The organism is Acinetobacter sp. FL, from assembly GCF_040744925.1.
Classification (GTDB): Bacteria; Pseudomonadota; Gammaproteobacteria; order Pseudomonadales; family Moraxellaceae; genus Acinetobacter; species Acinetobacter radioresistens.
Map to the genome: position 1 here is coordinate 2,616,658 of NZ_CP160437.1, position 24,970 is coordinate 2,641,627.

Below are 24,970 nucleotides of genomic sequence, written 5' to 3' on the forward strand. Positions count from 1 at the left end.
TAATTCAGTTACATGCTTTAATGAACTTAATACACTGCTAATTTTCACTACAGGTTATGCTTAAAATCAAAGAATAAGGAGCAATAACATGAGCTTAAAATTCACCCATAAACCTAATTATTTTTTATATGCAGATTTACTGATTAAATATATACAGGGGTATGTACGTAAATATCCGGAAGTTAATAATGCCATTTTTGACTTAAACGATATTTATAAGCTTTTCACTGAAGATTATGCTTCTACTACCGTTAATCTGGCTGGCATTTTAAATATTGCGGACGAATATACAGTTGAAACTATCAATGGGGACTGTAAAGTAATTCTTAACCATCGTATCGATGTCGAAAATCATAAACTTCTGGTTGATTTTAATCAGGCAGCTTTAGAAGGTTTACGCCAAGGCAATCCACTGATTGCACCTGACCCCACCATCCAGCAATAAGACTAATATAAAAAAGCACCTGTCAGGTGCTTTTTTTATCGATACGATTTTTTCTGGCTTCATGTTTAAAACGCTGAGCAGGCCAAGTCATAATGAAACGTGCCCCTCCCAAGTCCGGGCTCTGATCAACCTGTATGGTTCCACCAAACCAGTATGCAATACGACTGACAATAGAAAGGCCCAGTCCATAACCACCTGAAGCACGGGTTCTGCTGTCATCTAGACGAGCAAAGGCTTCAAAAATACGGGCACGATCTATTTCTGGAATACCTGCTCCATCATCTTCAACACTGACAAAAGCTTTCCCATCTTTATCGATACCACCCGAAATTCGCACCTTATGGTCACAATAACGAACTGCATTACCCACCAGATTTTGTACTACACGATGAAGGTAGCGGCGTTCAGCATCTACCCGGAGATCAGGGGCTGGTGCTAACAATTCAATTTCCTTTTGGGTCTTTAAAGCTTCTGTTTCGGTTGCTACCTGACTCAGCACTTCTACCAGCGGAAGTTCTTCAAACTCAAGCGAAGGTGTCCCCTGCTCCAGTTTGGCATAAGTCATAATTTCATCAATCAGGGTATTCAGTGCTTCAATATCCTTATCGATCATTTCAATCTGTTGCAGACGATATTCATAATCATCCTCTTCTGCCAGCATTTCCATACCGAAGCGAATCCGGGCCACTGGTGTTCTTAGCTCATGTGAAACGGCGCGCATCAACTCACGTTGTGCTTCAATAAGGCGCTGGATATGATCTGACATATTGTTGTAACTGGCTGCCAGATTAGCCATTTCATCATTACCTTCAATAGGTACACGTAATGACAGATCACCAGATTTCATACGGTTTAAAGCATAACGTACCTGACGGATCTTGCGCTCTAGCGGTACAATTAAACCGTAAACTCCCAAGCTCAATAAAAACAGGCTCAGCAAGGTAATGCCACCAGCCAGCTGGAACGGCATCCAGTTAAAGACCGGCACAGGACCAATCACCAGCACTTCAGACGGATTGCTTGGCATTGGTGAAATAATCGTAATATTAGTACCACGCATGGTCGCGCTATCTTTATAGAGCATAATGCTCTGATCCTGACGCAGCTGCCCGATCTGTTCAGAATCGAGCTGGAGCTCATGCAGGTTTTGAATAGAAATTGGATAAGTAAAGTATTTTTGAATCTTGGCCAGATACTCGCGCTCCTGACCCGGATAGTAAATCAGATAATCTAAAATAAAAATTGGCAAGGCCTTCATTTGACGCTCGCCAATCTTGTCTACTTTGACATAGAGATAATGTTTAGGATCATCTTTTAGCCCAAGAATAATATACGCAGTTGTATTCTTGGCATCATAACGTACTACTGCCTGCAAATTATTGATTCGTTTGCGTTCCGCACGTGACAGCTCTACTTTACTGGCATCAACATAATAGATTGAAAGTTCCAGAAGATCAGAGGCATCCGCAATCCAGTCCAGTTTTTGCTGTTCACTTGGCTGCCGGGAAACCCCCTCACTGATCACATAAGAAATACCATCTGTGAGTGATTCCCGATATTCCTGCGCCCGTTGATAGTTAATGATTTGGACCAGCAGGTAACCAAATACAGCAACTAAAGCAACCAGAACTACAAGTCCTGCGTATATACGCAGGAATATACTGTGTTTGAACACTCGACCAACCTTGTAAGGAGATGAATTTGTTTAGAAGCAAAAAAACCGCTATATCTTATAGACCATTGGTTTCTTTGACAAACAGATATCCCTTGCTTCGTACAGTTTTAATACGTTTTGGATTTTCTGGATCATCACCGATTTTTGGACGAATACGTGAGATACGTACATCGATTGAACGGTCCTGACCATCATATTCAATACCGCGCAGACGCTCAAAGATATCTTCACGTGACAAGATACGGCCCGCGTTCGAAGCCAGTAACCACAGCAAATCATACTCAGCACTGGTGAAATCAACCAGCTCACCATTGAGAGTGACCGAGCGACCGCCATTGTCAATAACCAGATCATCAAACTCAATACGCTGTGCCACTTCATCTTCAACAGTTTTATCTGTACGACGCAGCAGTGCACGGATACGCGCCAATAGTACTCGTGGCTGAACTGGTTTCGGCACGTAATCATCAGCGCCCATTTCCAGACCCAGTACCTGATCCATGTCTTCAGTACGTGCTGTAAGCATCAGAATCGGTTGATGGTAATGTGGACGCACTTCACGACAAACGGTTAATCCGTCTGCTCCTGGCAACATTACATCAAGTACGACCATATCTGGCTGTTCACTGATGATACGGCGGATTGCACGGTTACCATCCGTTTCTACCCCCACTTCCAACCCGTTACGAATTAAGTATTCCTGGGTCAGACGAGCAAGACGCTCATCATCTTCAACGATTAAAATTTTTGGTAACTTTTCTTCTTGGCTCATGAAATATGCCTCTATGTATATGTTTGTTGGTATCTTTAATGAATCGAAACTCAGTGATACGTCATTAATAATTCGCAATATACACACGTTTACATTGTAAACAAGTAGCTGTTCACCAAACTGATACATGTCAGCATTGTTTTGTAATATTCTTTTAATGCTTGATATCACTAGGCTTTTATATAGATTCTAGTAGTTGTCCCGGATTTTAGCTTTTTTTTAACCGATAAAATGTATTTTTATATACAAAAGATTGCATTGTTCAGAAACTGAGTAATTGATTCGTCGCTTTTTTAGTTATCCACATAGTTATCTATAAGCATGCTGAACCAGCTTTGTTATGCTATGCCTTAGCCAATAAGGCTTATAGCTGAATGACAGAAAATGGGGAAATTTGCTGCGAAGCAAAGGCCTTTTTCAAGAAAAATTTTTACTAAAATGTCAATATTGATATACTCTAAAAATTCCCGTATCTTGTGTCCAATTCAAATATAAACCACTAAGTCTTGTGTTTATCCTGATCAGCTGTCCTGTTTTGCAAACAGATGAATCAGGCTTATTAAACATAACAATAGATGACAATGGAGAGCGACTGAGATGAGCGCAATCACTTCAACCCCAGGTCAACTTCAGGTGATCAAACGCACCGGTGAAGTTGCCGCTTTCGATGCAGAAAAAATCTCTGTTGCGATTGGTAAAGCATTTTTGGCGGTAGAAGGCCAGCAAAGTGCTGACTCTAGTCGCGTCCATGACCGGATTACCCAATTAACTGAAATGGTCATGAATACCTTCAAGCGTCGTTTACCTTCTGGCGGGACGATTCATATTGAAGAAATTCAGGATCAGGTTGAACTGGCACTTATGCGCACTGGCGAGCAGAAAGTTGCCCGTGCTTATGTTATTTATCGTGAACAGCGTAACCAAGCTCGCCAGCAAACTGGCGCTCATCACCATCCAACACTGCAGATTACTGACAGTAAAGGACAGCTTCAGCCACTGGACATGAGCAAACTTCAAACCACACTGGAAAAAGCTAGTGAAGGTCTGGAAGGTATTGATGTACAAGCAATTATTGATGAAACTGTAAAAAACCTCTACAACGGCGTTAAAGCATCTGATATTGCCACCACCATGATGATGGCAACACGTACCCGTATCGAACAGGAACCTAACTATACTTATGTTACGGCCCGTCTGTTACGTGATGAACTGGTGGCAACCGGTCTGGCATTTTTGGGACTGTCTGAAGATACACCGGAAAGTGAAGCGCTTGAAGCTTTCTTGAAAAAAGGGGTCGAGCTTGAACTGCTTGATGCCGAGTTGCTGAAATTTGACCTGAAAAAGCTGGCAGCAGCAATTCAGCCAGAACGTTCAAACCAGTTTACCTATTTAGGCCTGCAAACCTTATTTGACCGTTATTTCATCCATTCTAATGGGATACGTTTCGAACTGCCGCAACTATTCTTTATGCGCGTTTCTATGGGACTTGCTGTTCAGGAAGATGATCGAGAAGCCCGTGCAATCGAATTTTATAACCTGCTGTCCAGTTTTGACTATATGGCGTCTACGCCGACACTATTTAACTCAGGTACCCTGCGTCCACAGCTTTCCAGCTGCTACCTGACCACCATTTCAGATGATCTTTACAATATCTATGGCGCAATGCGTGATAATGCCATGCTGTCAAAATGGGCTGGTGGCCTGGGCAATGACTGGACCCCGGTTCGTGCGCTGAACTCATATATCAAAGGGACTAATGGCAAATCTCAAGGTGTAGTTCCATTCCTTAAAGTTGCAAATGACACTGCGGTTGCAGTTAACCAAGGTGGCAAGCGTAAAGGTGCAGTATGTGCCTATCTTGAAACCTGGCATCTTGATATTGAAGAGTTTCTGGAACTACGTAAAAATACAGGTGATGACCGTCGTCGTACCCATGACATGAACACGGCCAACTGGGTACCTGACCTGTTTATGCAGCGTGTCTTCGAAGATGGTGAATGGACCCTGTTTACCCCTTCTGAAACGCCTGATCTGCATGACCTGACAGGTTCAGCATTTGCGGAGCGTTATGCTTATTATGAGTCTGTTGCCAAAGAACAGAACATGTTGCACAAGAAAATCCGTGCAAAAGACTTGTGGCGTAAAATGCTGTCTATGCTGTTTGAAACAGGTCATCCTTGGATTACTTTCAAAGATGTATGTAACCTGCGCTCACCTCAGCAGCATGTGGGTGTGGTTCACTCTTCCAACCTGTGTACTGAAATTACCCTGAATACCAATCAGGATGAAATTGCAGTATGTAACCTCGGTTCTATTAACCTGGTACAGCATGTACAAGGCGGCAAGCTTGACCGCGAGAAACTGGCACGTACCGTAAAAACAGCTGTACGTATGCTCGATAACGTTATCGATATTAACTACTATGCTGTACCACAAGCCAAAAACTCTAACCTGAAACACCGTCCGGTTGGTATGGGTATCATGGGCTTCCAGGATGCACTGTATGAACTTGACATGGCTTACGGTTCAGATGCAGCAGTTGAATTTGCTGATGAATCTATGGAAGTGATCAGTTACTACGCCATTCAGACTTCAAGTGATCTTGCAGTTGAGCGTGGTGCTTATTCAACCTTCAAAGGGTCGCTATGGGATCAAGGAATCTTACCAATTGACTCTCTGGAAATTGTAGCAAAATCCCGCCCGGACCGTATGTTTGAAGTGGACCGTACCCAACGTCTGGACTGGAATACTCTACGTACTAAAGTCCAGAAAGACGGTATGCGCAACTCGAATGTAATGGCGATTGCACCGACTGCAACCATTTCTAATATTTGTGGTGTTTCGCAATCAATTGAGCCAACCTTCCAGAACCTGTATGTGAAATCAAACCTGTCTGGTGAGTTTACAGTGATAAACCCGTATCTGGTACGTGCCCTGAAAGAACGCGGCCTGTGGGATTCGGTAATGGTAAATGACCTGAAACACTTTGAAGGTTCTGTACAGAAGATTGCCCGTATTCCAGATGAGTTAAAAGCTATTTTTGCCACAGCATTTGAAGTTGAGCCACGCTGGATTGTAGATGCTGCTTCACGACGCCAGAAATGGATCGATCAGGCCCAGTCTCTGAACCTGTATATTGCAGGTGCCAATGGCAAGAAACTTGATCTAACCTATAAAATGGCATGGTTGCGTGGCCTGAAAACAACCTATTATCTGCGAGCGCTTGGTGCTACTTCAGCCGAGAAATCAACTATTAACACCGGTGCATTAAATGCTGTTAAAGCCACAGCGGCGGCCCCAGTAGCTGCAGCTCCTGTGGTAGAAACCAAACCGGAAACTGTAGCTGAAGAAGACGGTTTTGCTCAAGCTGCGCCGGTGCCTATGGCATGTTCGATTGATAATCCTGACTGTGAAGCTTGTCAGTAATTGATGAGCTAAGGCCTTTGTCCTTATCCTGGAAATAATAATATGTTTAAGGATAAGGATGGAGAGCCAAAAATAAATTTGTAAAGTAAAGGAAATGATCATGCCTCATATGACTCATAACTATGTGTTAGGACTCGCGGTTCTGGTTTTTTCCTTTATTTTTTTCTACGTACCGATGGTATATGCCTTTATTAAAATCCGGGCACAACAGCGTAACCAAAATAAGTAAGATCAATGCAGCCTAATGACTAAAAATAGAGCAGCAATTGGTAAAACTTAATTTTGCTTACACAGAATGAGCGTATAGTAGTGACATCTTCGTATGTGAGATGTCAGATAAAGATATAAGCAACGAAGAGAGAACTATTATGTCTATCCTAAGTTGGGACGATTTCGAAGATGATTCGCAAAAACCGGCTGCTCCAGCACAGCAGCCTGCGCCCGTCGAACCGCAAAAAGCGGCTCATACGCAAGTGGTATCTGATGCAAAGCCATCACCGCAGAATGCGGCTTATGGACAATCCGCTGGAACCGGTCAGCTGCGACCAGCAGATTCAACCGATACGCTGGCTCGAGCATCTGAATCCTTAAATCATTTGGATGTTGCGCCTGGGCTTGAAGAGCTGGAAATGGGTGCGCAGCGTGTACAGGTTGATGATAAAGCCATGATCAACTGTCGTGCTGATTTAAACCAGCTTGTTCCATTCAAATATGAGTGGGCATGGCAAAAGTATCTGGATGGTTGTGCCAACCACTGGATGCCGCAAGAAGTTAACATGAATCATGATATTGCGCTCTGGAAGTCTGAAAACGGCTTGACTGAAGATGAGCGTACTATTGTCATGCGTTCACTCGGTTTCTTCTCGACTGCCGATTCACTGGTCGCAAATAACCTGGTACTGGCAATTTACCGTCATATTACCAACCCGGAATGCCGTCAATATATTCTGCGTCAGGCATTTGAAGAGGCAATTCATACCCATGCTTACCAGTATTGTATCGAGTCGTTGGGAATGGATGAAGGCGAAGTCTTCAATATGTACCGTGAAGTACCGTCAGTAGCACGTAAGGCGGCGTGGGGACTGAAATATACCCAGTCTTTAAGTGATCCGACTTTTAAAACGGGCACTCCGGAAAATGACCAGATTCTGCTACGTAACCTGATTGCCTTTTATTGTGTTCTTGAAGGTATTTTCTTTTACTGTGGCTTTACCCAGATTTTATCAATGGGCCGCCGTAATAAAATGAATGGTGTAGCTGAACAGTTCCAGTACATCTTGCGTGATGAGTCAATGCATTTGAATTTCGGGATCGATATGATCAACCAGATCAAAATCGAAAATCCGCACCTATGGACTGCGGAGTTCCAGCAAGAAATCATTCAGATGATTTTAGAAGGCACTATGCTTGAGATTGAGTATGCACGGGATACCATGCCACGTGGAGTACTTGGTATGAATGCAGCAATGATGGAAGAGTATCTCAAATTTATCTGTAATCGTCGTTTAAACCAGTTGGGCTTGCCTGAGCAGTTTGCTGGTGTAAATAATCCATTCCAGTGGATGTCTGAGATGATGGACTTGCGTAAAGAAAAGAACTTCTTTGAAACACGCGTAACTGATTATCAGACAGGTGGCGCATTAAGCTGGTAAAAGTAACTTCGTAAAACGACACATCGATTGTCATTTGCGACACATAAATGTCACTAGTTAAATAATAGTTGATGTGAAATTATTATAAAGTCATTCCACTGTTAAATAAAAATAGAGCTTAATAGCTCTATTTTTATTTAACCACTATGGAATACCAAAATTATTCTTGAGAGGAATAACAAATATATAACGGCTGCAGAAACTAAAAAATATTAAATATACGAAACTCACATCTCATACAACTACAAAATCAAGGCCTTATAAAGCCTTATTATTTTGTAAAAACAATAATAAAGTTAACTTTTCAAGAAAAATGAAGTTTTGCAACTTTGCCTAAAATAAACATCAATTGTGACATTGATTCTTATCATCATATATCACAATGCTTACAGGTATTAAATCTAAAATCTCGTAATAATAAGCCTCATATTATGTAACTATTATGCAGCACATAAGCGATCATGATGTTTTTCGAGACTTGTGATTTGGATATAATTCTTTAAATGTTGTATTTATTAATGCACTAACTTGCTCATATCCACGTTCAATGTTTGTTTCACTAAAGCCTCGTTTATAAATTGCCATTAGCGATTTAGATAAATCACAGCACAAGTTATATAGATCAAATTTTATCTTTGAATCTACTACCCAATGTGCCTGCTCCTCCATTGTATTTAACCAACGTGCTTTATATACCATCAATCCGCATAGCAATAATTTAAATTCTGAGACTTTAACAATATTGAGAGGAGATGATGAAAACACTTCCATCGAATCATAAAAGTCTATTGATTTTAACTTAGCCTGATTAGCTGCGTTTCCGAGTTCTTCCAAATTTTCAGCAAGTAACATATTGGCAGTACGATTTCTCCCTTGAACTTTACATACTTCTCTTCTAAATAGTTCAATTGTTTCTTCCAACTCCTTTTGGCTTAAAGGTGAAGTCATATCTACTTCAACTTTAAGTTTGCTACACACTTGGGTATGGGTAGGTTGACCTTCATAAGAAAGTTCTATCAAATTCGAGTAATGTCGAGTTGTAAGCTCCTTACTTTGTAATTCTTCTGAATCTAATTTATTTGAAATTGTACTTTTAGGTATTTCTAACTCTTCATAGTCATAATCAAAGTTCATCACCTCTCTTTTGTAGGCTTTAAATACTTCAAATGGTGTTTGATTTATTACAAGTTCATTACCAATTTGTTCACTTGTTATGGTAGGTCCATTTATAAAAGTAATATCATCGGTACAAGGTACAAATGTGCTTAAATATTCGCTATTTTGTAAATATTCCAAAACAAATTCATAATCTATTTCATATACAAATAATTGGGGTGGATAAAGTAAATTGATTGACCATTTATGGGCTGAGTATTCTTCATAAACACATAGAAAATCATTTAAAGTTTGTCTTAGATCCTCTTTTCTATTGTCTTTTTCTTGCACAGTTCCACTATTATCTATAAGCCAAGGGAACTCCTGTTCAGCATAGTATTTATTAAGAATAGACTCCTTCATGTATTGAGTGAAATAGCCTTTGTTATAACCCAAAACAATCGCATCTAAAGCATCTTTTGAATAGCCACCAAAATTCTAGACACACATAACCATCTTTTGATGGGCCTTTTCATAATCTAATGGAGAACGCTGACCATTGGAACCATGTCTGCGTTTTGAGTTATAGAACATCTCTATATATTCAAAGATATCCGACCTTGCTTCAGTTCTTGTCACATAGATTTTCTTCTTGATCCTCTCTCGCTTTAACAGCTGAAAGAAGCTCTCAGCAACAGCATTATCATGGCAGTTTCCACGCCGGCTCATACTGCTTTCAAGGTTGTGATGCTTGAGAAATGTCTGCCATTCATGACTGGTGTATTGGCTACCTTGATCAGAATGAATCAGGACTTTGTTCTTTGGGCTTCTTCGCCACAAAGCCATCAGTAGAGCATCTAAAACCAGATCTGTTGTGATTCTCGACTTCATAGACCAGCCAACGACTAGCCGTGAGAATAGGTCGATTACTACTGCAAGATACAGCCATCCTTCATGAGTGCGAATATAAGTGATGTCAGTCACCCACAACTGGTTGGGCTGGGTGGGGTTAAACTGTCTGTCTAAAGTATTTCGAGCCACAATCGATGGAGTACTAACATTAGCTCTAGGTTTGCGATAGCCACGCTGTGACTTGAGACCATTCGCCTTCATGAGTCGATGTACTCGATTGATACCGCAACTTTCGCCAACGTCTTTCAAATCACAATGAATCTTGCGATAACCGTAGACTCCGCCAGATTCCAACCAGAACTGTTTAATTAATCCTGAAAGCTGTTGCCGCTTCCTCGCAGTTATACTGGTAGGTTTCTTTAACCAGGCGTAATAACCACTGTGATGAACATCTAACGTTGAACATAAACGACGAACAGACCATATATGTTGGTTGTCCCGAATAAAGGCGTACCTCATTTGGACTGGCTTGCGAAGTACACCGCGGCCTTTTTTAATATGTCCCTTTCTTCAGTGACCCTTTGCAGCTCTTTTTTTAATTTCGCTAATTCTGTAGTTGGATCACTAGATTCTGTTGTCTTGGGCTGCTGTGGATCATAACGTTTGATCCAAGCATACAGACTATGTGTAGTGGTTCCTAAATGTGTAGCAACTTCAGCCACACTATGACCTTTCTCAGTGACTTGTTTTACTGCTTCAATTTTGAATTCTTCAGGGTATCGTTTACTGCTCATAAGCACCTCGTTAATTAGCCATTTTATCTAACTAAAAGGTGTCTACAAAATCGGTGGCTATTCATTTTGCCATTTCCACAATATGATCTTCTGTATATACAGAATTAAAATTATCTAGTTTTTTCCTTAATAATGAATGTATTTCTATTATTTTATTCACATCATCTAGTTTATTTTTTATTTGTAAACAACGGTAAATTTCTTGATGTATGAAATCAGATATTTCAACTCTGAATGTTCGTAAATCTATTTCATGGTATATTTTGAGAGGTTTCATAAATAAATTTTAATTTTTCATATAGACAAAGCCTATACTAAATCTCCCCCAAATTTTGAGCAATTTTTTGGGGGGAATAAAAATTTTGAAACTAGATATCCTGTCTCTCAAGCAATCATTCAATTGGAATGATACAAACAATGTTGAGTAGGAGTGAGTCACATGGCTTATAAAAAATTGCATATTGATGGTGGATACATCGTTGTAGGTTATTCTGGTTATCAAATTCCGTATAGTGAAATTGAGATAACCTCAAGCCGACTAACACATTTCGAGGATGAAGATGGTCGTATTATTCCCTATGACTGTCCAATGTTCCGATATGATTTAAGATGCGATTTATCATCTGGGTGCCTTCATATTTTTGCTCTAGCTAATGATTATAGAATTATCAATTTTGATACTGGTGCTGATGCAGAAGGTGACGGTATTTATTGGGATTTAGACTATCTACAATACAATTATGGTCGTGATCCCTACTTAAATAATCTGTTTAGATAGCTGTGATACAAAAAAATAATCCCTCCAATTTGGAGGGATTATTTTTTTGTATCACTGATTAAGTACTTATTTGATCAAACCTAAAAACTCTAATATGTCCAACCCACAAGTAGTTCTTTTGATTTGATTGGAATATTAAATCTCCCTCACTATGTCATTTAACAAGTGGGGTCACTGAGCACCTTAAAGTAGAGGATGAAAAGTCACCGCTTTCAAAAATGATGAATAATTAGATAATATAGACCTAACTTTAAACTATGTAAGTGATAAAATTTTTCTTTATATTTGTTTTATGGCTATTAAATAAACAATCAGTTATCTCCAATAAAATCAAACAATATACTCTTCCAAGAAGAAATCCATACTAATCTTTTTTATATATTAAAATAATGATTAAATTAACACTCAATTCAATATAAATAAAAGTACAGAAATCAAAAGTGTCAGATCTAAAACAAATACTTGATTATTAATTAATAAAATAAAATAGTTTAATTAACAAAAAAACAATACAATAAAAATATTTTTAAATAAAATATAAAACCAATGGAAAATATAAAAAAAGTTTAAATTATTAATAAAATATGTAGCACAAAAATAATTTCATTATAAAATTAATATTATAATAAAGTTAAGAAAGCAATGTTTTTTGATCTTGTAAAAATAAAAATTAAAAATATAATGTCTTTTTTTTACGAGCATCTAGATATGAATTTGATAAGCTTTCCTCTTGATAACTTATTCTTTAAACTGATCAAAGAAAATACAATAGATGGCTGGGAACCCAAAAGATTTTTAAAAGAAATGAAGCTAGAAGATAAATTTAAAAAAGAACAAGCTTACCGAGGAATTTCCTACTTGTGTAAACTGAACTATCTTTCTATTAATTTTGAAAAATCTAAAAGAAATACATACTGCTATGAAGAAACTTTAAAAATGAATGAGTTAAGAAGTTCAATCCATGAAAAACATAGTGAAAGTATAGACTTAAAATCTACAAAATCACAATTACTGGATAATATATCAATGCTTGAATCAAACCTTGACTATCTTGATTCATTAATGCAAAAACAACCTCAAAACCATACATTTTATAAGGATGAAATAAAGGATTTATTCATAAAGTTAATAGAGGATAAATCTAAGTTAGAGATCATAAACAATATATTAAATAAAAAAATAATTATCAATTGAAATACATTGTTACAATTATTATTGGTATTATAATACCATTTTAAAGACATCACATGGGTATTATAATACCAAAACTTATAAAAACACTTTGAATTTTATAAAAATATACTTTTCACCTGCATTAAAATAAAAATTTCATCTCTTAATAATAAATCATTTCACTACTTGAATATTAAATTCCTTTAAATTCCTTGTAGATAGCTTAGATTTTAGGTTATTTAGGGAGTCGTGCATCATGAGCTTCGACAATTCAAATCTTGAAAATATAAAGGCACAAATAGATCGTGCATTTTCTACGAGTACCAATCTTGCGCGCACTCTAGTGGGTAAAAGAAGAATAGAACAAGGGACTATAGGTAAAAGAACCTCGCTTTTTCCTAGTTTTAAGAATCAAGGGATGATACCACTTGAAAGTAAACTTGAATTAGCATACGCCCTTTCTCTTGAGCAAGATAAAAAAGTTATCGCCTATAGAACTCAAGCAATTGAAATTCCTAATTTTAATAAGATTTTTTTGTATCCTGATTTTCTTATTAAATACAAAGATCATACTTATGCAGTTCATGAAGTAAAACCTTCAATTGATCATTTAAACAGTGACCAATTGAAAAAATTAGAACGGTTAGGTCATCATATTTTTAATTACCTAAAAATTGAATTCAATGTAATTGATAAGTCTGTTCTTGCTAACGATAAATTAGTTCAGAGGATCTTATTTTTTTATTCAAGAGGGCATACACAGACTTGGCCTGATGAACTGATATATAAAGCCCTACATAATCTAGACAAATACTATAAGGCACCAAGTGATGTGTATAGATCACTCTCCCTATTAAATTTACCTAGTAATTTAGGTGATTACTTAATCTTCCATAAAGAGATATCTATTAATGGTTTGTCGTGGTAACTATGAGCAATGAACTGTTCCCTAGAGAGGGCTTTAGATTTAACTTGTATGGTAATGATTATGAAATCACTGCTGTAATTGGTAATAAAGTTAGATTTTCCTCTATCAAAGGAGGTAAGGTTTACAATATGCCGTTAGATAAGTTTATTCACTTATCTAATAATCATGAGATCGAATATAGTGAAACCCCTTTCTATCCATTCTTAGATCAACATAATTATGAAGTAATTAATCGCAAAAAAAGATACATTGAGGCAGCCTTAAACTTGTCTTATCTTTCATCTCATAATGCTATTAACACAATAATTGAAGAAGTCTCATCCAATATTAAAGATAAAGCCCCTCCTAGTTCTCGAACAGTCATACGATGGATCAAAAGGTTTAGAGAAGAAGAAAAATTTTTAACTGAGTTCAAGCATAATCAGGGTAATCGCTCTCTACGATTCTCACCGGATGTAGTTGCTATTCTAAAAAATGGAATATTTGAGATTTTTCTCAAACCAGCAGAAAGAAGATCTGCGAAAGATGTTGAAGCATATGTTGTATCTCAAATGCTTGAGAAAGGTATCTATTCTAAGCCTCCAACCATAAGAACAATCCAACGTCATATAAAAGCTTTGGATCAATATGACATTGTTAGAAGTAAAAAAGGACTGCGGGTAGCGAATAAAAAATTTAGGGCTGCGGGTGAAGAACGTGACAGCCCCTTCTTACTGAGTATCATTGAGATAGACTCTCATTTACTAGATGTGATTGTCTTAGATGATCATACATTTGAAGTTATTGGAAGGCCCACTTTAACTTGTGGTATAGATGTATTTTCTAAGTGTATTGTAGGATGGCATTTAAGTATATTGCCACCTAATAGCAGTAATACATTGTGTTTACTCAAAGATATGTTCACACGCCCTCAAAGAAATTTACCAGGGGGGATACCTTCTTCGATTATTCCTGATAACGGTGTTGAATTCAAAAATAATGCGCTTAGTAGTATTTGTGAAAATCGAAAAATTACTATTATTCCCTCTCAAAAGCATACTCCTGATGACAAGCCACATATCGAAAATTTTTTTCGAACTTTTACTTTAAGCTTTAGTCAAAAGCTTAAAGGTACTACTTTTTCTAATGCAGCCTTTCGAGGCGAATATAATTCTAAAAAACAGGCATCTTTAACTTTTTCAAATTTAAGAGATTTTATACATGAATGGATTGAATGTATTTATCATCAATCTAAACATAGTGGAATTGATAATAGAATACCTTTAACTTTTTGGAATGAAACAATCAAGCTTTTTCCTGTGCTTTCCATGTCGGAGCAAGAAATTGACATACTAGCTCGCATTCCTAAAAAGAAAAAAGTTAATAATGGAAGAATTCATTTTTCCTATCTAACTTATTACTCTCATGTATTAACTAACGAAAATTATGATAATAAGAGTGTTATTATTTTAGTAGATGAGACAAATCTAGAAAGAATTTATATTAGAAACCCTCAAGATAATAATAGTTTTATTGTCGCTGAATCCACTAATCCCTATTATACTAAAGGTTTATCTCTTTATGAACATTTGTGTATTCAATAACAGAAAAAAAGTATTTCTCAACAAGACCAAAGACTATTAGGTGAATATACTGATTTATATGCTCGATGGAAACTTTATACTAAAATTCAAGATGCTTACGCTGAGAATAAAAAATTAAAAAATATAAAATTAGATTTACCTGCAAAAATACAAGCTCTTTTGTCCCAAGCAAATCCTATAAACCAAATTAATACTCAACTATCAGATTCGATAGACATATTATCAACTCAAGATACTTTGAATAAATATTCTCAAGAACAAATACCTACCCCCTCCTTTTCAGAAAAGTCTTTATCTACCACAGATGATGATGATTATGAATCAATGGAACTTTAATTTAACTATTTAACATATAAAGGGGAATTTAGATGAGTACAATGGAACTTCTACAGATAATAGAAAAAGTAAAGAACATAATTGTCATCCCCCCAGATATAAAAAAGATACTTATTGAGGTAGATGAAGCTGTGATTAAAACTCAATTATTTGGGACACCTTTAGGTTGCTTTATTCTTGCTGAGGGTGGTATGGGAAAGACCACTATTTGTAAAGCGTTAATGTCTAAATACAAAATTTCTGAAAAAAGAATTGATGGGGCTATTCAGCAGATTATCCCTGCTTTTTACATTGAGGTGCCCTCACCTGTTACAGTTAAATCTTTAGCAGCACATATGCTAGAACAATTTAATGATCCAACGCCTACAATTGGGGATACACTTCAACTTACGAATCGACTGTGCAAATGCATTGAAACTTGTGAAACTAAATTGATTATTTTAGATGAGTTTCATCATTTAGTTGATTTAACAAAAACATCAAAAAGATTAAACCAGAACGTAGCCTCATGGATCAAAAATCTTGTCAATCGTACAGGAATTACTTTTTGTCTAGTAGGATTACCTGAATTTGAAAATATTATAAAGAATGACACGCAATTAGCCCGTAGATTTCCACTTAGTTATCATTTTAAAAAGCTTGAATATTCTCTCGATCAAAATGGTTCTTTACTAAAGTTCTTAGATCGTTATCAAAAAAATATTACTGAGCATACGCCTATTATTTTTGAAACCCCATTAAAAGATGAATTACTTAGCTTACAAATACACGTAGCTACAGGAGGAAATATTGCTTTCATTAGTCTATTGATAAAACAAACAATTTTTAAGGCCTTGCAAAATAATCACTATAATATTAAATCAATAGACTTTGCAGAAACATGGGAAACCGGATTAACAAGTTTTGTGTCCCTCATTAATCAAAACCCATTTTTAATGAATAAAAATCAATTATCTTTAAAAATAAGGTTTAGATAATGGACAGATTATTTTATCCGACTACCCCAATAGCTTATGATGGAGAGTCTGCCGGAAGTCTCATAACAAGATTGATTCAGCTTAATTCTTATCAACATGCTGCTGCCATTTACAAACACTTAGCGGATATTAAAGGTATTGAAGAATTTGTCTCTATAATTAGTCATGATCTAAAGTTCGCGTCTTTCTTATCCAAAATGAGGTTAGATACTAGGAATAGTCATTTATCTTTAAGAAGAAAATCAATTACACAGCGTTCAGAGGTACTTTGGAAGAATGCTTTCTTACCTGATAAATTCTTTCATAATGATTTACAGCATTACTGTCCCTTATGCCTTAGAGATCAAGAATTTTGGCGAAAAGATTGGCTTTTGAAACTTAATTATGCATGCCCTAAACATAAGGTAATGTTATTAAACCACTGTCCCCACTGTTTCAAAAAGCTAAATATTATTCGTTCTAAACTCTGTATTTGCCCAAAATGTCAAACAGATATAAGACTTGCTCCTATTATAGCTTGCAATACAACACAGACCATTGAATGGTTAGAAACTCTATTTTCCTATGCGGAACAAGACAAGATAAATATCCTTATAAACTGTTTCACTAAGCTGGAAAAATTCAATATTTCCAATAATCTAAATATAAATAATGAAGAGTTAGTTAATCTTACTTATGCATTTCTCAACAACACGAAAAATTTTCAAAACTCGATAAACTCTATTTTATTAAATCACCTTCCAAATATACATCCAAGAATTGCATTACTACCTTTTCTTATTAAGGATAGATTTATCCCCCTATATAAAGATTTTATTAAATCAGCTTGTGACCAATTTAACTTTTCTAATATAACGACTCATCAAGGTTTCTTAACTATTCAAGATTGTTGTAAGGTATTAAATAAATCTAGGAATGAGATAAAACATTTAATCACCTTAAATCATTTACATCTCCATAAGCAAAAGGATGAAATTTATATTTCAATACCTAGCATCGTTACCTGCTTATCAAAATATAAAGAATTACAGATAATACTTTCGAGCATCAAAGATGAAAACTATATCATTCAGAAATCTGAAGTATTTTATACACTAAAAGAAGCCGCAAATTGCCTCAATGTTAATACAGAGACTGTAAGATTTCTTATAAAGAACCATATTCTCTCTTTAGCAACTCAAACATCAACTTCAAAAACCACTCAACACTTTATTTCTAAAAAGTCCCTTGATGAGTTCCATCGTGAAAAAATTCTTATTGGAGCTGTCGCAAGAGAACTGAATGTTAATCCAACTAATCTAACGGAAAAGCTAGCTAGTTTAGGTATTTTTCCTATTCATGGACCTAAAGTGGATCAAACTCGAAATAATATTTTTTTGAAGTCTTCTATAAATCATATAACGCGGGAAAAGATTTTATCTATTCAAACTTATCCCAACTCAGCAGGTAGAAAAAAGCATGCTAATGATCGTATTACTCAAACTGAGGACAGCCTTTACATTCCCTTAAAAGAAGCAGCAAAACGCTTAGAAAAATCTCCACTACAGGTAGCACAACTTGTCACCAAACAATTCCTTAAGAAAAAATTATCGAATCCCGGGAACATTCTTATAAACCTAGAATCACTTGATTTACTATTGGAAAAAATTTCTTCTCCAATGTATACCCATTATGAAGATGCACTTCAATTATTAAATTGTCCTCCTAACTGGTTCAATACTTATTGGATCAAAACAGAAATACTTAAAATCGAGGATTTACTTTATTGGAAAGTAATTACAACTGCCGATATTAATAGGGCTCTAAAAATTAGGAGTGAATACTTAACAGGTGCTGAAGTTAGTAAACTCATGAATATGCATAAGTCACATATACCTAATTTAAGCATTCAGGGCCTTATTACACCACTTTTAATTGGTAATACACATAAAATTAAATTTTACAGGAAAGCTGATGTAATTTATTTGATCAAGAAAGGCTATGGCTATTCCTCAAAATCTTAGTTAAGACTTCATCTCACTTTTATTGATATCAATATGCTTATAGAGGAATTATGAGTAAATTAAGCTATTCAAAATAATAGGAAAAAATAAAAAAATTTTAAATAATAGATTAATATTTTAACACAACCGTTTTCCTGTTGATCAAGAGTGTCCAAGTCCAAGTAGTTATTGATCTTATACTTTGCTAAGCAGCATAAATTTTTTCCTGAGAAAGTTGAGTGTTTTCCCTCACTGTATGCTTTTAAATAGTGAGTTAAAAAAGTTTTATGATTTTAATACACTTAACTTTTTTTCAAATAACTACAAATATATTGTACTGAGTATTTGATTCTGAGAGGTATTACATTTAAGAAAACATAATCCCCCCTTTCACTAATTATAAATAGTTATATTTAAGAAATTAATCAAATCCTCTAAGCATTTTTTCTTCTGCCTCTTGCTTGGTTTCATAATCAATTTTTCTATCGATATAATCAACAAACTGCTTTGCCCAATTTCTGATCTTTATGTTTTCATGGTCAATTAAGGCTTCTATCAATTTTTTATCCTCTCGCAAGTAAGGAATAAGAGACCCCATCCAAGACCTACTTGAAAAATTTGCTGAAACTGTGCTGTTAAAAGATTCATTATCACTATATTCAGATATTAATCTTAGGAGCAAAGGATTAAAAATCCTATTATCCCCATCCAAAATAAACATTTTTATTGCATGAGTTGTGATCATCAAAGCAACTTCATCTTTACACCATTCAACGATACTATTTGCATCCAATAGATCAAAGATGCTTTTGTCACGCGTATGATATGATTTTCCACTTCCTAGTAAATCTAATAATCTATACGATTTCTTATAGTTCTCATCTAGGAACTTGGATGAGACTTTAAACCACAAGTATTCTCCATGAAGCTCAAATGCTTTATAGAATGCTTCGCCAATATAGTCCCATAAATCATTGTAATTAATATCATAGCTACCTACTTGATCAATCAAGTGAAGACACAACTTTAAAGCAAACTCTTTATCTTCGGTATCTAATAGTTTTTCTACTGAATCAAGCCAATGATGACTATCAAATTGATATAATTTATCATTTTTTTTGAAAGAAACATTGAGAACTAAAATAGCTAAAGTTGGATTTATCAATTTTAAGTCAAGATCTGTACGTCCAAACACATACATACTTAAATTATCTAATGCAACCCAAACTGCTGTAGCATCAAATTTACTTAAGGATAAACAAAATTCTGTAATTTCTTTTTCTGTTAGATGTTGAGTTACACTTCCATAACTCAGTATTGATGCAGCACTACTTGGTAGTCTACCGGTACTTATCAATCCAAGAAAAATATCTAAATGATGTGAGTTGAACTTACCTGTTCGTACCGTATCTGGATAGTATTGAACTAAAGCTTCATCTGAAGCAATTAACTCAATTATTTCCATCCATTTGTTGATATTTTTATCATTAATACCGCTTAAAAATCCTGCAAGGAATTGTATGTTGGTTGGTTTATCTCTACGTAAAGAGTTTAAAAGATTATTCAAAATTACATTTATAGCATTTTCATCCAATTGTATGGCTAGATGCTTAGCAAAGATCCAGCTTTGTTTATGTTCTGGAAAGGTTAATAACATCTTAAGATGAGGAATTAAATCATTATAAGTTCCTTTAATAGATTCTGCTAAAGCTTTAGCATCCTCGGCAGCAACATCAATATAGCGGCCATCGGCATCTTTAACATATTCTCTAGAAGGATTGAGAACAATTAGTTTCAGTTTTTCTTCAAGGTCATTATCATCTGGTGATAATAATTGTTCCCAAGACTTTAAAAGTTCTATTTCTTTTGGTTCCAAGCCTTTAACATCAAATTGCAAAGCATGAGTTATTGATTGAGCAGCCGTAGGCCAGTATTTCCCAGAAAATCTAATTACTTCTTTAAAAAAGAGGTCTAGTTGCTGCTGAATTGGGTATTTTATTAATCCTCTGATTTCATGTCCAAATACATTCTTAACTTGTTCAGTTATATTGCCACGCTTAATAAGAGTAATTAATGTATTCAGATGATGTTGCCAATAATCATATATTTCTGAGTATTTTTCAGGTTGCCATTCTTTAAGTTCTGGCTTAGTACCTTGATATTCGGCTCCAACTACTCTTGTGCCTCCTTGGGTGCTAATAGCTGATTTGATTGCTTGAATAATGACGGAGTCAGCACTTTCAGTATTTAATCCCATTGCTTTATCTAGCAAGGCTAATCGCTTTTCAAAGCTTGCTTCAGTGCCACACAAGTTTATTCTAAATAATTGTGCAAATTGACCAGTAGCATTATTACCATAACTTTCATTTTCAAACTGAGCAAATTTAAATAAGCACCAAGCCGCCTCATTAAAGCAAGAGTCATGAAATACTAACATTTCCAATGACCAAATAAAGTTACGTCTGATATCCCCAGAAATAGATAATATATCAGTATCATCTAAATTATTAATAATGCGAAATATAAGTTGAGTTGTAACTACAGGGTTCACTTCAACCAGTGCGCGGAAAAGTCTTGAACCCGCTTTAGTAAGCAACAGTTCCGCTTGGCCGAAAGGGCGATTAGATGCACAAAAGTTTTTAACAAATTCTTGAATATTCATTGATGAATCTAAGTATTTAATTTGCTTACAGAAGCTTTCTAACAATGATGGAGGTAGTTGACTAACTAAATCTGATTGCCTATCGAATAAACTTGTATTCCACCATTGCATAGCTAAATTAAGAGCAAGTGGTTTTGGAACTATCCGAGCAAAGTTACTAGTGCAGTTAATTAATTCTTTTTGACTAAAAATAGTGATAGTTTTGTCAAAACACTTTTGATCTGTTTGGGCTATTCGATTAATAAAATCGGCATCAATATTGGAGGCTTGATGACTGTCTTTTTGAAATTTGAAATAATCAAACAGAGAAAAAACAATTAATAGGTCTCTGGATTCATCAGTAAGAGCACCATCACCATTAATTAACTTTTCAACTAGCTCAGGCTCATTGAAGTTTGTAGTTAGAGCCCCATCGTTTTGTAACTCATGTGTAGCCATTTGTGCTAGTAATGGAAATCCTTCAATAAATGCTTCTAACTGTTTTCTTAAAGGGGCATCCAATTGAGGTAAACGTTCATGAATAATTTCGTTAATTTGTTCGGATGCTAACTTTTCTAATTTAATTGGAATACTATTTTTGAGATGTCTTGGCTCATCATGATAAAAATAAGTTGTTATTAGCTTAAGATTAGATTTATTAGTAATAATTGCATTCACTGCATAATTGTGTAGTTCAACTAAACAGTTATCAATAATAACATAACCTGTTACACCACTTTCAGAAAGTCTTGATATTTCATTTTTTATGGCTGTCTCCAAATCTGCACCATTAAGAACTAAGAAATCTTCATCATCAATATTTTTATGATTTTTATATTCTAGTATTAATCTGGATTTACCTAAGCCCGACAAACCCGTTAACCTAACATAAGGAGTTTCAGATTCAAGAGCTTGTGTTAGTGAGTCAAATGCTAACTGTCGAGCACTATCTGTTTTGTAAGGCAGTTCATGTTTACGTTCATCATACTTAAGCCATTCATATATTGGTTTGCCGATTTGAGAGTTGAATTTCCCTAATGAACGCTTTGATTTTATAAATTTTTTTAAATGAATTACTATATTATCATTTGCTGTTTTAGGTTTAACAATTGAACTATGATCTACATTATTTATAGTTTCAATCTGGTGATGTCTGAAGATGCTTTTAGAGCTCATTGCTGAAACTATAGTTTCGTTAGCATCGATAATACTTAATATGTCTAAATGTTGATCTATTCTTTTATCCACCCATTGTTCGTGTATATCATCTAGGTCAGTAGAATTACTGACTAGTGATTTTAAGTGCTTATTTCTCCAACTAATGTATTTAGCAATCTTAGCTAAGCCTGATCCGTCATGTGGCACATCAAAAAAACATACTTTGCTAATATTATGTTTTATCCCTTGAGCATTAAGTCTTAATAATAATTTTTTTATGACTATGCCGCCCATACTATGACCGACCAATATTATGTCATCATTTTCTAAATCACACTCAGCTCTGATATCACTTAATACTCCATTTGCGATACTTGAAATTGATGGAGCTGGCTTAATCCATGCAAAGTTAGGAGAGTAATATCCAAATTCTTTCACTCTGTAATCTCCGAGAGTTGGGTCTTCACTCAGAAGCTGAGGAAATAGTCCCCATGTTGTACCAACCTTTCCGGTTAAACCATGAACAAAAATTATATATTTATTCATTAATCCATCTTTTAGTTAAATTTGAGTTGAGGCAATCATATTAAAAAATATGCAATTTTGCCAACAAAACAATCAGTTAAATCCATTACTAGACTGAAATCCGCAAAGTCTAAAGTGGTTAATTAAATGTTATAAATTTCAAATTTTTAAGTTTAATATGATTAAGGCGTGAAACCAATTTAATACTAGTTTGTAATAAGTATTTAGATCGCCCAATATGATCATCATCATTATGTGTAACAATCGCTAAATCAATTTTACTTGAGTCACCCAATAAGGCTTCTAATGTTGAAATAATAACTTTTCTTATTTTCATTTTTTGGGACCGCTATCTACTAAGATTTTAGTGTGCTCGAAATCCAGAAGAATACAATCACCATGCCCCGCATCTAAAACATGAACTTTCAATATAATAGTTTAAAATTTACCCACCTTAAAATACCTTAAATTTTTTTACAAAAAAAATAGATATTTCAAATAAATATGATCTTCTTTTTGCATACTTAACATTAGCTTCTCATTAAAAATTTTATCTTTACTCTTTCTAATGACATAAATTGCGTCGTTGTTTTAAGATAATGACAAGGGTCATGTCGTTTATTGATGTCATTTTATGTCGCAACGCAATTTAATCTATTGATTATATTAGAAGTAGAATGACAATCGTTGTGTCGTTTTACGCTTAATGTAAAACAACATATCAGATGTTATTTTCATTATATATATTTTACTAGTAAAGATAGAGCTTTAGGGCTCTATCTTTATATCAATTCTATCAAATTAGTAATAAAAATTTATTTAATATCTTAAAGATTATTTATATTTGAAAAATTAATATCTAACTTAGCTTAAGTATTAAAAGCAACCAGCTTATAAATAAAAATTATATTTTATAAAAGTTATTAAATTAGTTTAAAACCTTATTTTTTAAATATTTCTAATACTTAATATAAACTTTATTTATCAATTTTCAGATAATTTAAAATCCGATATATAAGAATCCTGAATAGCTTCTACACAGTTTTTAATAATAATATCATTCCCCTTTTTCCAAATTAATTTAACTTCAGATTGATTATTCTTATCGTTTATAGAAAGCAACTTTACATTCTGTGGAAGAATACTAACAAATTCCTCAGGAACAATACAAATCCCAAAATCCTTTGCAACTAAATCCAGTTGGGACAACTTTCGTGAAGTTATTCTTGATTTTTTTTGAGAAAAACCATTGCTTAAGCAAAGATTAGAAGCTAAGTAGCTCAGTCCTCCTCGTTCAGAATGGGGGGTAGAAACAAATTCTAAGTCCTTTAAATCTCTGATATAAACCTTGGTCTTGTCACTAAAATTCTGATTAGAAGCAGAAACTGCTACATATAAAGGGGCTTCATATAAACTTATAGAAGCTATTTCATCTAAATTGTGATGAACAGGCGGTCGAATAAAACCGATATCAATATTACCGCTAAGAATTGCTTCAATTTGATCCTCAGATGAAATAGTATTAATTTCTATATTAATTTTATATTTTCCGCATAACTCATCTAAAATCTGCAACTTTTTTTGATCAAAGATAATGCTGCTAGAGTGGCTGATTTTTATATTTCTGTCTTCTCCCTCGCTAATTCTCTTTGCCAGTTCAATTGAATTGTTAAAATTCTCAAGATGATTCTTTAAACTTTTATAAAGAACCAATCCAGCAGGGGTCAATTTAATTTTTTTTTCGGATCTATTAAAAACACAAAAACCTATTTCATCTTCCAGATTTTTTATTTGTCTGCTTAAAGCTGACTGAGCAATAAAAAGTTTTTCGGAAGCAGCATTAAAGCTGCCTTCTTCAACAATACTGATCAGATAATTACATTGTTTAAAAGTTAACATATCTCAAAAACAGATAGATGAGTAATATTTCTATATTAGATTAGATCATTAAATTAATATATCTTTTCTTTAACAGAATTGAATAGGGTTAATTCAACATGATTATTAATAAAAAAATTATCTTATTTATGACTATAATAGCTATATGTCTAGCAGCCCAATCTTATGATAACTACACTAAAAACATTTCCAAATCAGCTTTAGAGACTATAGATTTATTAACCGATTAATCTTTATATTATATTAATAAATTATTTTATTTAATAACCCTTCAAATTT

General features: G+C 34.8%; 16 protein-coding genes. 10 read left to right on the forward strand and 6 right to left on the reverse strand.

Annotated features, from left to right (window positions below; translation table 11 throughout):
- Window positions 1-88: 88 nt before the first annotated feature.
- Window positions 89-445, forward strand: a complete 357-nt coding sequence (locus ABZP31_RS12240; RefSeq protein WP_005018643.1) for a hypothetical protein — start codon at window positions 89-91, stop codon at window positions 443-445.
- Between the two features lie 22 nt (window positions 446-467).
- Here the strand turns inward: ABZP31_RS12240 and bfmS are convergent, their stop codons facing one another.
- Both bfmS and bfmR read right to left on the reverse strand, forming a co-directional pair.
- Window positions 468-2,120 (reverse strand): sensor histidine kinase BfmS, encoded by a 1,653-nt coding sequence (bfmS, locus tag ABZP31_RS12245; RefSeq protein WP_034685885.1) that lies wholly within the window; start codon window positions 2,118-2,120, stop codon window positions 468-470.
- 55 nt (window positions 2,121-2,175) lie between these two features.
- On the reverse strand, window positions 2,176-2,892 hold the full coding sequence (gene bfmR, locus ABZP31_RS12250; RefSeq protein ID WP_005018641.1) for a response regulator transcription factor BfmR: 717 nt from the start codon (window positions 2,890-2,892) through the stop codon (window positions 2,176-2,178).
- 597 nt (window positions 2,893-3,489) lie between these two features.
- Here bfmR and ABZP31_RS12255 point away from each other — a divergent pair.
- The 3 genes from ABZP31_RS12255 to ABZP31_RS12265 all read left to right on the forward strand — a co-directional run bounded on the left by ABZP31_RS12255 (window position 3,490) and on the right by ABZP31_RS12265 (window position 7,970).
- Complete coding sequence (locus ABZP31_RS12255; RefSeq protein WP_248134162.1) at window positions 3,490-6,318, forward strand: ribonucleoside-diphosphate reductase subunit alpha; 2,829 nt, start codon at window positions 3,490-3,492, stop codon at window positions 6,316-6,318.
- Between the two features lie 100 nt (window positions 6,319-6,418).
- Window positions 6,419-6,547 (forward strand): hypothetical protein, encoded by a 129-nt coding sequence (locus tag ABZP31_RS12260; protein ID WP_005018611.1) that lies wholly within the window; start codon window positions 6,419-6,421, stop codon window positions 6,545-6,547.
- A 139-nt stretch (window positions 6,548-6,686) separates the two neighbouring features.
- Window positions 6,687-7,970, forward strand: a complete 1,284-nt coding sequence (locus tag ABZP31_RS12265) for a ribonucleotide-diphosphate reductase subunit beta (RefSeq protein WP_005027688.1) — start codon at window positions 6,687-6,689, stop codon at window positions 7,968-7,970.
- Window positions 7,971-8,429: 459 nt separating this feature from the next.
- Here ABZP31_RS12265 and ABZP31_RS12270 read toward each other — a convergent pair whose 3' ends face one another.
- Together ABZP31_RS12270 and ABZP31_RS12275 are read right to left on the reverse strand one after the other, a co-directional pair.
- Window positions 8,430-9,488 carry a hypothetical protein gene (locus ABZP31_RS12270; protein ID WP_367156817.1) on the reverse strand — a complete coding sequence of 353 codons (1,059 nt, stop codon included), beginning with the start codon at window positions 9,486-9,488 and terminating at the stop codon, window positions 8,430-8,432.
- A gap of 75 nt (window positions 9,489-9,563) precedes the next feature.
- Window positions 9,564-10,711, reverse strand: a protein-coding gene (locus ABZP31_RS12275) for an IS3 family transposase (protein ID WP_104425814.1) whose coding sequence is annotated in 2 segments (ribosomal slippage) — window positions 9,564-10,465 and window positions 10,465-10,711 — 1,149 coding nt in all. Because the reading frame shifts where the segments join, the coding sequence is not laid out codon by codon here.
- 439 nt (window positions 10,712-11,150) lie between these two features.
- On the opposite strand from ABZP31_RS12275, the gene ABZP31_RS12280 reads away from it, so the two are divergent.
- The 6 genes from ABZP31_RS12280 (at window position 11,151) to ABZP31_RS12305 (ending at window position 18,489) form a co-directional block, all read left to right on the forward strand.
- Window positions 11,151-11,489, forward strand: coding sequence for a hypothetical protein (locus tag ABZP31_RS12280; protein ID WP_248134166.1), 339 nt, complete (start codon window positions 11,151-11,153; stop codon window positions 11,487-11,489).
- Window positions 11,490-12,131: 642 nt separating this feature from the next.
- Window positions 12,132-12,683 carry a hypothetical protein gene (locus tag ABZP31_RS12285; protein ID WP_262475646.1) on the forward strand — a complete coding sequence of 184 codons (552 nt, stop codon included), beginning with the start codon at window positions 12,132-12,134 and terminating at the stop codon, window positions 12,681-12,683.
- Window positions 12,684-12,918: 235 nt separating this feature from the next.
- Window positions 12,919-13,590, forward strand: coding sequence for a hypothetical protein (locus ABZP31_RS12290; RefSeq protein WP_248134170.1), 672 nt, complete (start codon window positions 12,919-12,921; stop codon window positions 13,588-13,590).
- Between the two features lie 2 nt (window positions 13,591-13,592).
- Window positions 13,593-15,173 carry a Mu transposase C-terminal domain-containing protein gene (locus tag ABZP31_RS12295; RefSeq protein WP_248134172.1) on the forward strand — a complete coding sequence of 527 codons (1,581 nt, stop codon included), beginning with the start codon at window positions 13,593-13,595 and terminating at the stop codon, window positions 15,171-15,173.
- 368 nt (window positions 15,174-15,541) lie between these two features.
- Window positions 15,542-16,486, forward strand: a complete 945-nt coding sequence (locus ABZP31_RS12300) for a TniB family NTP-binding protein (protein WP_248134174.1) — start codon at window positions 15,542-15,544, stop codon at window positions 16,484-16,486.
- A complete protein-coding gene (locus tag ABZP31_RS12305) occupies window positions 16,486-18,489 on the forward strand; it encodes a TniQ family protein (protein ID WP_248134176.1) in 2,004 nt (667 codons plus the stop codon). Before ABZP31_RS12300 ends, ABZP31_RS12305 begins: the two co-directional genes overlap by 1 nt.
- 400 nt (window positions 18,490-18,889) lie before the next feature.
- Here the strand turns inward: ABZP31_RS12305 and ABZP31_RS12310 are convergent, their stop codons facing one another.
- Together ABZP31_RS12310 and ABZP31_RS12315 are read right to left on the reverse strand one after the other, a co-directional pair.
- A complete protein-coding gene (locus ABZP31_RS12310; protein WP_248134178.1) occupies window positions 18,890-22,813 on the reverse strand; it encodes an alpha/beta hydrolase in 3,924 nt (1,307 codons plus the stop codon).
- Between the two features lie 963 nt (window positions 22,814-23,776).
- On the reverse strand, window positions 23,777-24,691 hold the full coding sequence (locus ABZP31_RS12315) for a LysR family transcriptional regulator (protein ID WP_005027690.1): 915 nt from the start codon (window positions 24,689-24,691) through the stop codon (window positions 23,777-23,779).
- Window positions 24,692-24,970 lie beyond the last annotated feature (279 nt).